Annotated in this window: 11 protein-coding genes, 1 pseudogene and 1 riboswitch; of the genes and pseudogenes, 5 read left to right on the top strand and 7 right to left on the bottom strand. The window is 73.8% G+C overall.

Features of this window, described 5'->3' with window-relative positions; genetic code table 11:
* Positions 1-150 precede the first annotated feature (150 nt).
* From ABZ449_RS12495 to ABZ449_RS12480, 4 genes and pseudogenes are all read left to right on the top strand, one after another.
* A pseudogene (locus tag ABZ449_RS12495) lies at positions 151-375 on the top strand (SDR family oxidoreductase); the annotation flags it as partial.
* A gap of 74 nt (positions 376-449) precedes the next feature.
* A complete protein-coding gene (locus ABZ449_RS12490; protein ID WP_360344517.1) occupies positions 450-2,774 on the top strand; it encodes a condensation domain-containing protein in 2,325 nt (774 codons plus the stop codon).
* Between the two features lie 26 nt (positions 2,775-2,800).
* Positions 2,801-3,235 (top strand): SRPBCC family protein, encoded by a 435-nt coding sequence (locus ABZ449_RS12485; protein ID WP_360344514.1) that lies wholly within the window; start codon positions 2,801-2,803, stop codon positions 3,233-3,235.
* 16 nt (positions 3,236-3,251) lie between these two features.
* Positions 3,252-3,404: a hypothetical protein gene (locus ABZ449_RS12480; RefSeq protein ID WP_360344511.1), complete on the top strand. Its 153-nt coding sequence runs from the start codon at positions 3,252-3,254 to the stop codon at positions 3,402-3,404.
* Between the two features lie 173 nt (positions 3,405-3,577).
* Here ABZ449_RS12480 and ABZ449_RS12475 read toward each other — a convergent pair whose 3' ends face one another.
* The 4 genes from ABZ449_RS12475 to ABZ449_RS12460 form a co-directional block, all read right to left on the bottom strand.
* Positions 3,578-4,084: a hypothetical protein gene (locus tag ABZ449_RS12475; RefSeq protein ID WP_360344508.1), complete on the bottom strand. Its 507-nt coding sequence runs from the start codon at positions 4,082-4,084 to the stop codon at positions 3,578-3,580.
* Between the two features lie 346 nt (positions 4,085-4,430).
* On the bottom strand, positions 4,431-4,850 hold the full coding sequence (locus ABZ449_RS12470; RefSeq protein ID WP_360344505.1) for a hypothetical protein: 420 nt from the start codon (positions 4,848-4,850) through the stop codon (positions 4,431-4,433).
* A 108-nt stretch (positions 4,851-4,958) separates the two neighbouring features.
* Positions 4,959-5,819, bottom strand: a complete 861-nt coding sequence (locus ABZ449_RS12465) for a hypothetical protein (protein ID WP_360344503.1) — start codon at positions 5,817-5,819, stop codon at positions 4,959-4,961.
* A gap of 153 nt (positions 5,820-5,972) precedes the next feature.
* On the bottom strand, positions 5,973-6,914 hold the full coding sequence (locus tag ABZ449_RS12460; RefSeq protein ID WP_360344500.1) for a TIGR01777 family oxidoreductase: 942 nt from the start codon (positions 6,912-6,914) through the stop codon (positions 5,973-5,975).
* A gap of 298 nt (positions 6,915-7,212) precedes the next feature.
* Between ABZ449_RS12460 and ABZ449_RS12455 the strand changes: the two genes are divergently transcribed.
* Positions 7,213-8,064, top strand: a complete 852-nt coding sequence (locus tag ABZ449_RS12455) for a class I SAM-dependent methyltransferase (RefSeq protein WP_360344497.1) — start codon at positions 7,213-7,215, stop codon at positions 8,062-8,064.
* Between the two features lie 106 nt (positions 8,065-8,170).
* On the opposite strand, the gene ABZ449_RS12450 is transcribed toward ABZ449_RS12455, so the two are convergent.
* The 3 genes from ABZ449_RS12450 to metE all read right to left on the bottom strand — a co-directional run bounded on the left by ABZ449_RS12450 (position 8,171) and on the right by metE (position 13,158).
* Entirely contained in the window at positions 8,171-8,479 is a 309-nt protein-coding gene (locus ABZ449_RS12450) for a hypothetical protein (protein WP_360344494.1), read from the bottom strand.
* A 943-nt stretch (positions 8,480-9,422) separates the two neighbouring features.
* Positions 9,423-9,597, bottom strand: a riboswitch (M-box (ykoK) riboswitch).
* A gap of 50 nt (positions 9,598-9,647) precedes the next feature.
* Complete coding sequence (locus ABZ449_RS12445; RefSeq protein WP_360344599.1) at positions 9,648-10,652, bottom strand: magnesium and cobalt transport protein CorA; 1,005 nt, start codon at positions 10,650-10,652, stop codon at positions 9,648-9,650.
* A 190-nt stretch (positions 10,653-10,842) separates the two neighbouring features.
* Positions 10,843-13,158: a 5-methyltetrahydropteroyltriglutamate--homocysteine S-methyltransferase gene (metE, locus tag ABZ449_RS12440; RefSeq protein WP_360344491.1), complete on the bottom strand. Its 2,316-nt coding sequence runs from the start codon at positions 13,156-13,158 to the stop codon at positions 10,843-10,845.
* Positions 13,159-13,180: the final 22 nt, after the last annotated feature.

The following is a 13,180-nucleotide window of genomic DNA, read 5'->3' as shown; positions in this document are numbered from 1 at the left end:
CGCTTCCGCCTGCCGGAGAGCCCTCACCCGAGCGCCCCGAACCCCACTCGACGGGCGCTCGAGGATCCGGCCGCCATCGCCCGGCGCGACTAGGATGCGACGCGTTCACCCCACCGCCCCCGACTCGAACACCCTTCCGCGGGCGCGAGGTTGCCGCCCCCGGCACACCGCCCGCTTCGCCCCCCGAGCCCCGCGCATCCACCGGTGCGCGACCGCCTCCGACACCACCCCGAGACCAGCCACCAGCACTCCGCCACGCACATCCCGCTCGGCCGCTGCACCACACCCGAGGAGGTCGCCTCGCCGGCGGCGTACCTCACCAGCCCGACCGCGGCCGGCCTCACCGCCCAGGTGCTGAACGCCTGCGGCGGGCTCGCCACCCAGCAGCCCCGGCGCGATCCCGGCCGGCCCACGGGAAGGATGAAGGCTCCGGTGCCCGCTGATCAAAGATGACGAACCGTCAGTTCGCCAGCGAACCCGTCACCTTGCTGGTGCCAGGCGCCCCCGCGCCCGGCGTCCCCGTGCCCGCGCCCTCCTCGCCCGTCGGCCGTCCGCCCGACATCGCCGCCCGGACCCGGAGGAACACCGAACGCCCCGGCCGAGTAGCGGAGTTCGTCCTGGTCGAACTGCACGGGACCTACCCGGCCGAGACGCTGCGCGCCGCGCTACGGACCGTCACCGCCGAGGACTCCGCCGGGCCCGCGGCGGAACTGCTGTGGCAGCGCAGGGTGAACGGCCCGGAGGCGCTCGACCGGGTGCTGGCAGACCTGGGGCGCAGCCTGGTCACCGGTCCCCGGCTGCGGGCGGTGCTGGTCGAGCACACGGGGCACGACACCTCGCACGGCCACCCGGGCGACGACCGGGGCCGCGACCCGAGCAGCGGCTGGGGCAACGGCCCACGGCTGTTCGTCGGCATCGCGTCCGGCCCGCTCGCCCGCGCCGTCGGGACCCTGGAGGAACTGCGCGAGGCGCTGGCGCACCCGCCGCAGCCGGTCACCGTGCCGACCAGCGCACTCCAGCGGGAGCTGCTGCACCAGGTCGTCGGCGGGGCCGCGACCGACGGGCGGCACGTCGAGCAGCTGTCCTGGACCTGGCACGGGCCGCTGGACACCGCGCGCTTCACCGCGGCCTGGCAGTCCGTCGTCGACTGCGAGACCGTGCTGCGCACAGCCTTCGACTGGGACGAGGACGACACCGACGACCCCTGGATGGTGCTGCACGAGCACGCCGCCCCGGAGGTGACCCGGCACCGGCACGACGCCGCCGACTGGGAGGAGCTGCTCGCCGCGGACCGCCGGCGCGGCTTCGACCTGCGCCGCCCCGCCCTGCTGCGCGCCACCCTCGTCGACGCCCCTCCGGACGCCGGGGAGGGACCCGCGACCCGGGTGCTGCTCACCTACCACCAGGCCATGCTGGACGGCTGGAGCGTGCGGTTGCTGCTCCGGTCCTTCTACCGCGCCTACCTCGCCGGCGGCCCGCTGCCCGGCGGCGAGCGCCGCCCGGACCTGCGCGACCACGCCCGCTGGCTGGCCGGCCTCGGCACCGAAGCGGCACGGCAGTTCTGGTCCACCCGGCCCGCCGCCACCGCCGTCCTGCCCCTCGCCCCCGATCCGCGCCGACGCGGCAGCGGCCGGGCCCGGCACCGGCTCACCCCGTACGAGACGGTCCGGCTACGCGGCTGGGCGGCCGCCTGGGGCGCGGGCGAGAGCAGTGCGCTCCAGACGGCCTGGGCGCTGCTGCTGTACCGCGCCGCACAGGCGGACCGGCCCCGCCACCCGGCCCGGGCGGTGCGGGTCGGCTTCGCGGTGACGGTCTCCGGCCGGGGCGTCCCGTTGGACGGCATCGACCGGCTGCCCTGCGCCCTGCGCAACCCGCTGCCGATCTCCGTCCGGGTGCAGCCGGGCACCACCGTGCCGCAACTGCTCGCGGCGCTGCGCGACGGGGTGCTCGACCTCGCGGCGTACGAGTGGGTCTCGCCCGGCCAGGCCCACCGCTGGACACCCGGCGCGCGCGGGCAGCGGCCGAACAGCCTGGTCGTGCTGGAGCACCAGCCCGCCACACAGCACCACCCGCGACTGGAGAGCGACCTGGCCGCGCAGGGCATCCGCGTGGAGAGCCCGGTCCCGGCCGGAACCCTCACCTCCTACCCGATCACACTCTGCGCCCACTACGACGCCACCGGCGGACTGGTCCTCACCACCACCCACGACCGCGCCCTGCTGAGCGACCGGGACGCCGCCGAACTCCTCGACCAGAGCGCCCACCTGCTGCGCTCCTTCCCGGACCTGCCGAGCGGGCTGGGCGCCACCGAGGTGCTGCGGACCGCCCTGGCCGGGCAGCCGGCGCCCCGGCCGGGCGAGCCCGCGGACGCCGGCACGCAGCACCGGGAGCCGGCCGCCCCGGCGGTACGGCTGGACATGCTGTGCCGGGCCGCCCGCCCGGGCGCGGGCTGGGTCCTGCTGCTGCCCCCGCCCGGCGCCCCGGACACCCGCTATCCCGGCATCACCCACGGCTGGCCGGGCCCGCAGGCCCTCGGCGTGCTGCGCCCCGCCGGGGACGCCCCTGCCGCGGCCGCCTACCGCCCGGTGCTCGGCCCGTTGCTGGAGTCCCGCGCGCCGATCGCCCTGGTCGCCCCGCCGGGGCTCGGGCTCACCGCGTACGAGATCGCCCGGCTGGGGGCGCCGGCGCACCCGCCGCCGGTGGTGCTGCTCGACGAGGGCGGCGACCTGGCGGCGGTGGCGGGGCTGCTGGGAGAGCGTCCGCGGCGTCGCTAGGGCGGCCGCGCGGCTAGGGTGACCCCGTGGCCCGCTTCGTCCTGATCCGCCGTACGCCGCTGCCGCCCGCCGAGTGCTGGGAGCGGCTGACGGCCTGGCCCCGGCACGGTGAGCGGGTGCCGTTCACCCGGGTCCGCGTGGTCCGGGGCACCGGCCGGGAGGCGGGCGACGTCGTCCTGGCCCGGACGGCCCTCGGGCCGCTCCGCTTCGACGACCCGATGGAGCTCACCGAGCTGGTCACCCCCGGCCCGGGCCGGGAGGGGCGGTGCCGGCTGGTCAAGCGTGGCCGACCGGTGCGGGGCTGGGCCGAACTGCGGGTCCGGGCGGTGGGCGGCGGCAGTACGGCCCTCTGGACGGAGGAGCTGGCCGTCGTCGGCCTGCCCCGGCTGGCCGATCCCGTCCTCGCCGGGGCCGGGCGCGTGGTCTTCGGCCGGGTGCTGGACCACCTGCTCGGGACGTAGTCGGCCGGGCCGCCGGGTGGCCGTCCTGGGGACGGGCGTCGAGCTGTCCCGGGCAGCCGACTGTGGCACACCGGCCGCACTGGCGGGAGTCGTGGTCCAGCCGGTCGGTCCGTCGTTCTGCGAGGAGTTCGCCGGACTCGTCGAGCACAGCCGCTTCCCGGCCCGCTGACGCCGGGCGCACCGGCTGACCGAAGGGGCGGCGGGCACGCCGGCAGGGCGGGCCGGGTGTGTGACCGGCCCGCCCTTTCGGTGCCTCGGCGAAATGCTCAGGCCCGGCCTTCTACGGCGTCACGAATGATTCCGTGAGAACCCGAGGCGTGAATTCGCCGAGCGGGCGGACTGCTACGCCTTGTCGAGATAGAATTTCTCGTTCTCGCCGCCGTTGGCGTTGACCTGGCAGTTCACCGTTCCGCCGGGGCCGGTGGCGGTGGTCACTCCGCTGCCGGTCACCATGCGCAGGAAGATTCCGGGAAAGGCCGCCGACTCGAAGGAGAAGGAACCGTCGGCCTGGGTACGGGCCTTGAACTTCTCCCAGGGGCCGATGCCGAATTGGCAGTTGACCGTCCCGCCACCCGCCATGGTGGTGGGGACGCCGTTTCCGTCCATGCGCAGGAACACGTTCGGGAAGGCCGTCGACTCGAAGGAATACGAGCCGTCGGCCTGCGGCCGGACCTTGTACGTCGTCAAGGGGCCGATGCCGTACTGACAGTTGACCTTCCCGCCTCCGTTGTCGGTGGCGGTGGTCACGCCGGTTCCGTCCATGCGCAGGTAGATGTTCGGGAAGAACGTCGACTGGATCGCGACCGGTGCGTCTCCGAGCTTTGCGAGGTCAGCTACCGACAGGGGCATGATGGCCTCTCTCCTTCCGTCTGGGGTGTAGCGGACGAGTCGAAGTCGGCGCCGCGACTGAGAAGCATTTTCGGCGCCGCATTTCCGGGCGGGAAGGGCGCGGCCCATTCGGCGCGTACGGCAACGCCGTACGGCGGGAGCATTACGGACGCGCACGGCGCGCCCTCGTCAGCTTCCCGAGCTGCTTCCCACGAAACAAGGAAGCCCACCGAATAGCGGGACAAGACGGCACCGCAGCCGCCGTCCCGATTTCCGCCCCCATTGTCTTTCCTGCTGCCGCAGGAACGAAACTCACTGTATTTCGGTGGCCACAGCCTGTCTAGGCTGCGTGCGTCGGCAAGTCCGGTCAGTCGCCGCCCTGGCCCCCGTAGCGCCGCCGCCATTCCCGGGCGCGGGCGTTGTGCCACTCCACGCCGTCGACCGCCTGCTCCTCGGACAGGCCGCTCAGGCGGGCGACCACGCTCAGCGGCACGGGCCCCTCGTACCCCGCCAGGGTCCGGCAGACCTTGGCGGCCCACTGTTCCTCTGCGACGAAGGGGCGGCGGCGGTAGTCCGCGATCAGGGCGGCCAGGTGGTCCACGGAGCAGGCCAGGACGACCCGTCTGCCGTCCAGCTCGGGTTCGGTGGAGTGCAGTGCCGAGGAGTCCGGCACCAGGGCGCCGAGCAGTTCGGCGCTCGCGACGGCCCGTCCGCAGTGGTCGCACAGGTCCAGCGAATTCGCGCCGTCGACGGTGGGATCGTCCGCCGGGGGTCCGGTGTCCTCCATGTCGCGCGCCTACCCCACGGGGCCGCTGCCAACCGGGGCCGCCAGGCCTCCTGCCGGGCCCCCGGCCCACGCGCGCGCTGTTCGACACGCCGACTCACGGGATGGCCGTCAACGTCCCGCTCGGCGGCCGTCGCGCCCGGCGGCGGCGGACCGGGACCACTCCAGGTACTGCTGGCGGACGTACTCGCGCGCGCCGTCGCCGTCGGCGGTGACGCCGTCGTGCTCGGTCAGGTTCCCGGCCGCGATCCGTGCCGCCGCCACCTCCCCGCGGTCCGCGTCATCGCCCGCCAGCGCGATGCGGTCGGCGCGTGCGGCGGTGCGCAGCAGATGGGCGCGGCGTTTGCGGGGCGGGCTCTTGACGATGGTCCGGACCGCGGCCAGGGCCTGTCCCTCCTCCTCGACGCCCGGGGCGTCCGCGTACGCCTGGGCGGCCGCGGGCACCGGTCCGACCGGCACGCTCCGCACCGGCGGGGGCGGCATCGGCGGCAGCCCGTACACGTGGAGCACGGTGTCGGCGAACTCCGGCTCGTCGACGGGCAGTCCGTGCCGGCCGAACACGGCGAACAGCTCGGCCAGGGCGGGCGGTTCGACGCCGCGCGGACGGTCGTCGCCGGTGACGTCGACCCGGCCGAGCGCCGGGCCCCAGAAGCGGCCCTGCGGGTCCGCGAGGCGCAGCCGGAGCGTGACGTGGTGGCCGCTGGTCTCGACCTCCTCGTGGAACTCCATGGCCAGGCCGCGGATCTCGGACCAGGCGTAGCGGCGCGGGACCAGCAGCCGCACCAGGGTGAGGCCGTCCTCGTCCTCGCGCAGCCAAAAGGTGTGCGGCACCGCGAGGGCCGCCGCGACGGCGATCAGCACGCCGATCAGGGTGGCTTTGCCCGGGCTGGTGGCCCCGGCTCCGACCAGCGCGAACATCGCGACCATGGCCAGCGCGCAGCCGATCCCGATGTTGCCTCCCCATCGCTGCATGAACGACAGCCGTACCGTCCGCATCCCGCCCCCTGCTCTCCCCGGTGTGTGGCTCCACGCTCCCGGGGAGCGGCGGGCCTGGGCAAGCACCGACGGGGAGCTGTGACGGCCTCGTGACGAAGCCGCCGGACGACGCCGCGTGAGGACCGTGGGCTACCGCCCGCGCAGCCGCCGGACGAGATTGCGGGCGGCCTCCGGCCAGTTCGGGAAGTCGAAGGCGAAGCCGGCGTCGAGCAGGCGGGTCGGGACGACGCGCCTGCTCTTCAGCAGCAGCTCGGTGTCGGAGCGCAGCGCGAAGGCGCCCAGCTCGGCCATCCAGCGGGTGGCGGGCAGGGCCAGCGGCATGCCCCAGGCCGTCCGCAGCTCGCGCATGAACTCGCGCTGGGTCAGCGGGTTCGGGGCGGCGAGGTTGACCGGGCCGGTGAGGTCCTCCTGCCCGATCAGGAACTCGACGGAGCGGACGAAGTCCCGCTCGTGGATCCAGGAGACGTACTGGGCGCCGCCCGCGACCGGCCCGCCGGCGCCGAGCCGGGCCAGCCAGGAGAGCGCGTCGAGGGAGCCGCCCCGCTCGGGGCCGAGGACGGCCGCGGTGCGCAGGGCCACCCGGCGGGTGTGCGGGGTGTCGGCCTCCGCCTGGGTGCGTTCCCAGGCCTGGGCGACCTCGATGCTGTGCCGCCACGCGGGCGGGGCGTCGGGCTCGGTGCCGCCGATCAGGCCGTCCCGCTCGTCGTTGGGGGCGTCGTGGCGGTGGGCGTAGACGGTGGCGGTGCTCATCTGGAGCCAGGACGCGGGCGGCCGACGGGCGGCCGCGATGGCTTCGCCGACGACCCGGGTCGAGTGCACCCGCGAGTCCATCATCTCCTGCCGGTTCGCTTCGGTGTAGCGGCAGTTGATGCTGCGCCCGGCGAGGTTGAGCACGACGTCGGCGCCGTCGAGTTCGGCGGACCAGGCGCCGAGGGTCCGTCCGTCCCAGCCGACCTGCCGGGGCCCGGCGGGCCTGCGGGTCAGGACGACGACCTGGTGTCCGGCGGCGGTCAGGCTCCGGTCGAGCAGCGCGCCGAGCGCGCCCGTTCCGCCGGGTATGACGACCTTCATGGGCTCCCCCTCGTGCCTCGGTTTCTCGGTTCCTCGGAACCAGCCTAGCCCACTCTTCTGAACGCGTTCAATTCACCCGCTCGCGCCGTCACCCGGCCCCTCGATCACCCGCCCGCACACCGGCCCTGATCCCTGGTCAGCAGAAGGGGACCTTGTGCCGCGGCGATGGAGTACCTAGTGTCTCGATATATCGGATCGATACATCGGCCCGATACTTCGTGCCGCCCGGGTCGGTCGACCCCGGGCGGCCGCAGCGTGCCGCGCACCCGGTGCGGACCGCCGATCACAAGGAGCTTCGATGACGGGGACCGACCACAACACCGAACACCACGGGGACGCCGCGCAGAGCCTCGCGCCCACCGGACAGGAGTCCGAGCAGGACGAACGGCGGCTGCACAGCTCGTCGTTCGGCAGGGCGGCCGGCGCCTACGCCGAGCATCGACCGGACTACGCGGGGGCCGCTGTGCGCTGGGCGCTCGAACTCGCACCCGGTTCACGGGTGCTCGACCTCGGCGCCGGCACGGGCAAGCTCACCGCCACACTGGTCGCGCTAGGCCACGACGTCGTGTCGGTCGAGCCCGACCCGGCGATGCTGGCCGAACTGCGCGACACGCTCCCGGACGTCCGCGCGCTGGCGGGCAGCGCCGAGGCGATCCCGCTGCCGGACGGCGCGGTCGACGCGGTGGTGTCCGGCAACGCCATGCACTGGTTCGACATGGAGCTGGCCGGCCCGGAGATCGCCCGGGTCCTCGCGCCCGGCGGTGTACTGGCCGGCCTGTGGAACGTCTTCGACGACCGGGTCGACTGGGTGGCCGGCCTCGCCCGCGTGACCGGCCCCGCCGCCATCGGCCCGCGCGACGTGCCCGCCAGTTGGCGCACCGAGACGGCTCGGATGCACCTGCCGAAGTCCGGCGGGGACGCCTGGTTCGACTCGCCGGAGCAGGCCGAGTTCCCGCACGGGCAGCAGCGCACCGCCGACTCGCTCGTCGCCACCCTCGCGACCAAGGCGGGCGTCCTGGTCATACCGGAGCGGGAGCGGAAGGCCCTGCTGGACGAGACCCACGCCTATCTCACCGACCGGCCGGAGACCGGCGCCGGTGAGTTCACCCTCCCGATGCTGACCAGCGTGCTGCGCGTCCGCCGGATGTGAGCCCCGCCGCCCCGCCCGTGACGCCGGTTCCTCACCGGTGCGTGCTCGACCACAGGACGCCGGCCGCCGACGACACCAGGCCGGGGCGCGCCACGGCCCCTACCCGTCACTCGGCCTGAAGCAGCGGCGATTCGCCGTGCCGCCGTTCCACGGAGGCCTCCGCAACCGGCGTCGCCGGGCGGGTCCGCTCGGCCCATGCGGCCACCGGCGGCCCGGCCGCACCCAGGACCCCGAAGAACGCGCCGAGGAGCAGCCATCCCGGGTGTCCGAGCGAGAGGACCGCTCCGGTGAGGATCACGGGGGCGAGGGCCTGGCCGGCGCCGAAGCCGATCCCGAAGAGGCCCTGGTACTGCCCCTGGGCGTGGTCGGGCGCGAGGCCGAAGCCGAGCGCGAAGCCGGCCGAGGACTCCCACACCCCCCGACGCCGTGGACGCACACGGCGAGGACGGCGAGCACCGGTGCGACCCACGCGGGAACATCGGCCGTCAGGGCCATCACCGCGGATCGACGTCGCCGAGCAGCACGCCGTCCCCAAGCCCCGCGCCCCGTACCGGGACCTCCCACCCTCGGACAGCTGACCCGTCACACCGGGCACGCGCCGTCGTGCCCCTCCTGTGCCGGGAACGGGTCCCCGTCCGGCACCACCGGCTCACCGTCCGCCAGCAGGCTGGATCCGCACGGCGGGCGTCCACGCAGGTTCACCCACCGGGCAGACGCCCAAAGGCAAAGGCTCTGCCAAGTACACAGGTACATCCTCGTCAACACCATCGCCGGTGCCATGGCCATCCCCACCGACCTGCGCGAGGCCATGGACGACCTCGGCGTGCACGGCTGGCAACGCTGGCGGCGGGCAGCCCTACTGACCGTGTTCGATCCAGACGGCGATGAACGCGACCCAGGCGAACATCGCCGAGAAGACGACCACGGAACCGTAACGGCGCATCGCGCCTCCTTTCCTCGACACAGTGGTCACAACCAGTTGCGGCGCTTGAAGATCACGTCCAGCCCGTCAGCGCGATCGCGAACGGACGGGTCCGTGTCCGCCGCACGCACCGGCACCATGGCAGGACGCGGGAGCGGAGCGGCAGGCGCCCGGAAGCACGTCCACCACGCGACGACCGGCCCCGGGACAGGGCCCGTGGCTCAGTAGCGAGCCGTACGGGAAGACCGGGGAGACGTGCGGACGGAAGGACGGCGGGCGTCAGGAGTGAACGAGAACATCCCGGAGCGGGGCCGACTTCGGCCCGGACTACTGCACTCCACAGGTCTCACCTCCTCACCGCCTGGACGCACCATGGCGTCAACCGGACACGGTCATCAGGGGATCGGCCTCGCACCACGACGGATCGACTGCGGGAAAGGCGCCCCTGATCTCGTCAGAGCTTTGGCACACCACGGCGTAGCACCTTGGGGGTGCAGCCACTTGGGATCACCCCTTGAGCCGGGGAGACCTGTCCTGACCCTGGGCGTCTCTCGACGTCGTGGGGTCAGTGGCCTGTGTCCGTGGCGACGCCTCACCGAACGAGGTGCCTTCACAACCGCGCCAAGTCTAGACCCGTCGCGGCACTGTGATGACCAGCGGGTCAGAGCCAGTCGTTGCGGCGGAACGCCCGGAAGATGAACACGCAGACCGTGACGACGAACAGCAGCACCGCCGGGTAGCCGAACGTCCACCGCAGCTCCGGCATGGTGTCGAAGTTCATCCCGTAGATGCCGGCGACCATGGTCGGCACCGCCGCCAGCGCCGCCCACGCGCTGATCCGGCGCACGTCCGTGTTCTGCTGCAGGGACAGCCGCCCGATGCTCGCCGCCAGGATGCCGTCCACCAGCTCGTCGAACGCGGCGATCCGCTCCCTGGCCTGGGTGTGGTGGTCGGCGACGTCGCGCAGGTACGCGGTGATCCCGGTCGGCACCTGCGGGAGCGAGCCGTCCGACAGCCGCTGCAGGGGCATGCCCAGCGGCATCACCGCCCGTTTGAACTCCAGCAGCTCGCGCTTGAGTTGGTAGATCCGGCCGGAGTCGTCCGTGCGCTCGTGGGAGAACACCGCCGACTCCAGCTCCTCCACGTCCCGCTCGAAGGCGTCCGCGACCTCCAGGTACTGGTCCACCACGTGGTCCGCAACCGCGTGCAGGACGGCCGCAGGCCCGAGGGCCAGTAGCTCCGGCGCTGCCTCCAGGTCCTTGCGCACCCCGGTCAGCGACTTCGCGCTGCCGTGCCGGACCACGATCGCGAAGCCCGGACCCGCGAACACCATGATCTCGCCGGTGTCCACGATCTCGCTGGTCGCCGTGACCTTGTCGTGCTCGACGTAGGTGATCGTCTTCAGCACCAGGAACAGCGTGTCCCCGTACCGCTCCAGCTTCGGCCGCTGGTGCGCGCGCACCGCGTCCTCCACCGCCAACGGGTGCAGCTCGAACGCCGCCGCGATCTGCGCGAACTGCTCCGCGGACGGCTCGTACAGGCCGATCCAGACGAAACGGCCCGGCACCTCCGCTATCCGCCGCAGCACCTGCGACAGCTCGACGTCGCCAGGCAGGCGCCGCCCGTCCTCGTACAGCGCACAGTCCACCACCGCCCGCGCGACCATCACCCACCGCCCTCCGAACCCGTTACCACCGACGGCCAGCCAACCTACCCGTTCGCACGGTCGTCCAGTACGCGTGCCGGGAGCCCCGGTCCGCACCGTCACGGCCCACTGCCAGATCTGGCCGTCCGACCGCCAGGGCGGGCACGACACATGTCGCCGTGCCCGCCCCTCGGTGTCTCGCCCCGGCATGTCAGCCCGCGAGTTCCTCCCGCAGGCGGCGGGCGGCGCCCACCAGGTTCTCCAGCGAGGCGCGGGTCTCCGGCCAGCCGCGGGTCTTCAGGCCGCAGTCGGGGTTGACCCACAGCCGCTCGGCCGGAATGGCCGCGAGCCCGGCGCGCAGCAGGGACACGGCCTCGCCGATGCTCGGGACGCGCGGGGAGTGGATGTCCCAGACGCCGGGTCCGACCTCGCGCGGGTAGCCGGCCTCGGCGAGTTCACCCGCGACCTCCATGTGGGAGCGGGCGGCCTCCAGGGAGATGACGTCCGCGTCGAGGTCGTCGATCGCGGTCATGATCGCGCCGAACTCGGCGTAGCACATGTGGGTGTGGATCTGGGTGTCGGCGCGGACGCCGGAGGTGGCGAGGCGGAAGGCCTCGGTGGCCCAGGCCAGGTAGTGCGGGCGGGCGGCGGCCCGCAGCGGGAGGGTCTCGCGCAGGGCCGGCTCGTCGACCTGGACGACGACGGCGCCGGCGGCCTCCAGGTCGGTGACCTCGTCGCGCAGGGCGAGGGCGACCTGGCGGGCGGTGTCGGCGAGCGGCTGGTCGTCGCGGACGAAGGACCAGGCGAGCATGGTGACCGGGCCGGTGAGCATGCCCTTGACCGGGCGGTCGGTGAGGTCCTGGGCGTAGCGGAACCAATCGGCGGTCATCGGGTGGGGGCGGGAGATGTCGCCGGCGAGGACCGGGGGTCGCACGTAGCGGGTGCCGTAGGACTGGACCCAGCCGTGCCGGGTGGCGAGGTATCCGGTGAGCTGTTCGGCGAAGTACTGGACCATGTCGTTGCGTTCGGGCTCGCCGTGGACGAGGACGTCCAGGCCTGCCTTCTCCTGGTAGGAGATGACGTCGCGGACTTCGGCCTCCATCCGCTCCCGGTACGCGGCCGCGTCGATGCGGCCCGCGGTCAGGTCAGCCCGGGCGAGGCGCAGGTCGGTGGTCTGCGGGAAGGAGCCGATGGTGGTGGTCGGCAGCAACGGGAGTCCGAGGCGGGCACGCTGGGCCTCGGCGCGCTGCGGGTAGGCCTGGGCGCGGCGGGCTTCGGCCTCGGTGACGGCTGCGGCGCGGGCGCGCACGGCCGGGTCGCGGGTGATCGGTGAGGTGGCGCGGGACGCGAGGTCGGCGCGGTTGGCGGCGAGTTCGGCGGTGACGGCGCCGGTACCCTCGCGCAGGCCGCGGGCGAGCAGGGCGGCCTCGGTGGCCTTCTGCTTGGCGAAGGCGAGCCAGCGGGCGATCTGCGGGTCGATGTCGCGTTCGAGAGTGGCGTCGATCGGCACGTGCAGCAGGGAGCAGGACGGCGCGACGTCCACGGTGCCGGCGAGACCGAGCAGGGTCGCCAGGGTGGCCAGCGACCTCTCCAGGTCGTTGATCCAGATGTTGCGCCCGTCGACCACGCCGGCGACCAGCCGCTTGCCGGGCAGCCCGCCGACGGCGGCGAGGTCGTCGAGGTTGGCGGCGGCCGGGCCGGTGAAGTCCAGCGCCAGGCCCTCGATCGGAGCCTTGGCGAGGACGGGCAGGGCGTCGCCGAGGCGGTCGAAGTAGCTCGCGACCAGCAGCTTCGGCCGGTCGGCGAGGGCGCCGAGGGCGCGGTAGGCGCGGGCGGCGGCGTTGAGCTCGGCCGGGGTGCGGTCCGGTACCAGGGCGGGCTCGTCCAGCTGCACCCAGGTGGCGCCGGCGGCCTTGAGGTCGGCGAGCAGCCGTGCGTAGACGGGCAGCAGCCGGTCGAGCAGGGTGACCGGCTGGAAGTCTGCGGCCACACCGGGGGCGGGCTTGGCGAGCAGCAGGTAGGTCACCGGGCCGACCAGCACCGGCCGGGCGTCGTGGCCGAGTGACAGTGCTTCGGTCAGCTCGCCGACGGCCTTGGCGGGGTTCGCGGCGAAGACGGTGTCCGGCCCCAACTCGGGCACGAGGTAGTGGTAGTTGGTGTCGAACCACTTGGTCATCTCCAGTGGCGCGAGGTCCTGGGTGCCGCGCGCCATGGCGAAGTAGCCGTTCAGCGGGTCGGCGTCGACCGCCGCGCGGTGGCGGGCGGGGACGGCGCCGACGGCGAGAGTGGTGTCCAGCATGTGGTCGTAGAGCGAGAAGTCACCGGTCGGCACCTCCTCGATGCCGGAGTCGGCGAGCTGCTGCCAGTTCCCGCGGCGCAGGCCGGCGGCCGTGGCGAGCAGTGCCTCGGCGGTGACCGTGCCCTTCCAGTAGCCCTCGATCGCCTTCTTGAGCTCGCGGCCCCGGCCCTGACGGGGGTAGCCGTACACGGTGGCGAGGGTTGCCGCGGATGCGGACGTCGTGGTCAAGGGACTCTCCTTCGCGAGTCTG

The sequence above is a fragment of the Kitasatospora sp. NPDC005856 genome (assembly GCF_040629945.1).
In the GTDB taxonomy this organism is placed as follows: Bacteria; Actinomycetota; Actinomycetes; order Streptomycetales; family Streptomycetaceae; genus Kitasatospora.
Note: the sequence above shows the minus strand (reverse complement) of the source record. Positions and strands in the feature narration are given on the sequence as shown.

What these genes read in the sequence shown, in the direction of transcription:
- ABZ449_RS12490 (WP_360344517.1), top strand. Translation starts at nt 450, where the DNA reads ATGACGAACCGTCAGTTCGCCAGCGAACCCGTCACCTTGCTGGTGCCA.
- ABZ449_RS12475 (WP_360344508.1), bottom strand. Translation starts at nt 4,084, where the DNA reads ATGCCCCTGTCGGTAGCTGACCTCGCAAAGCTCGGAGACGCACCGGTC.
- ABZ449_RS12470 (WP_360344505.1), bottom strand. Translation starts at nt 4,850, where the DNA reads ATGGAGGACACCGGACCCCCGGCGGACGATCCCACCGTCGACGGCGCG.
- ABZ449_RS12465 (WP_360344503.1), bottom strand. Translation starts at nt 5,819, where the DNA reads ATGCAGCGATGGGGAGGCAACATCGGGATCGGCTGCGCGCTGGCCATG.
- ABZ449_RS12460 (WP_360344500.1), bottom strand. Translation starts at nt 6,914, where the DNA reads ATGAAGGTCGTCATACCCGGCGGAACGGGCGCGCTCGGCGCGCTGCTC.
- ABZ449_RS12455 (WP_360344497.1), top strand. Translation starts at nt 7,213, where the DNA reads ATGACGGGGACCGACCACAACACCGAACACCACGGGGACGCCGCGCAG.
- ABZ449_RS12445 (WP_360344599.1), bottom strand. Translation starts at nt 10,652, where the DNA reads ATGGTCGCGCGGGCGGTGGTGGACTGTGCGCTGTACGAGGACGGGCGG.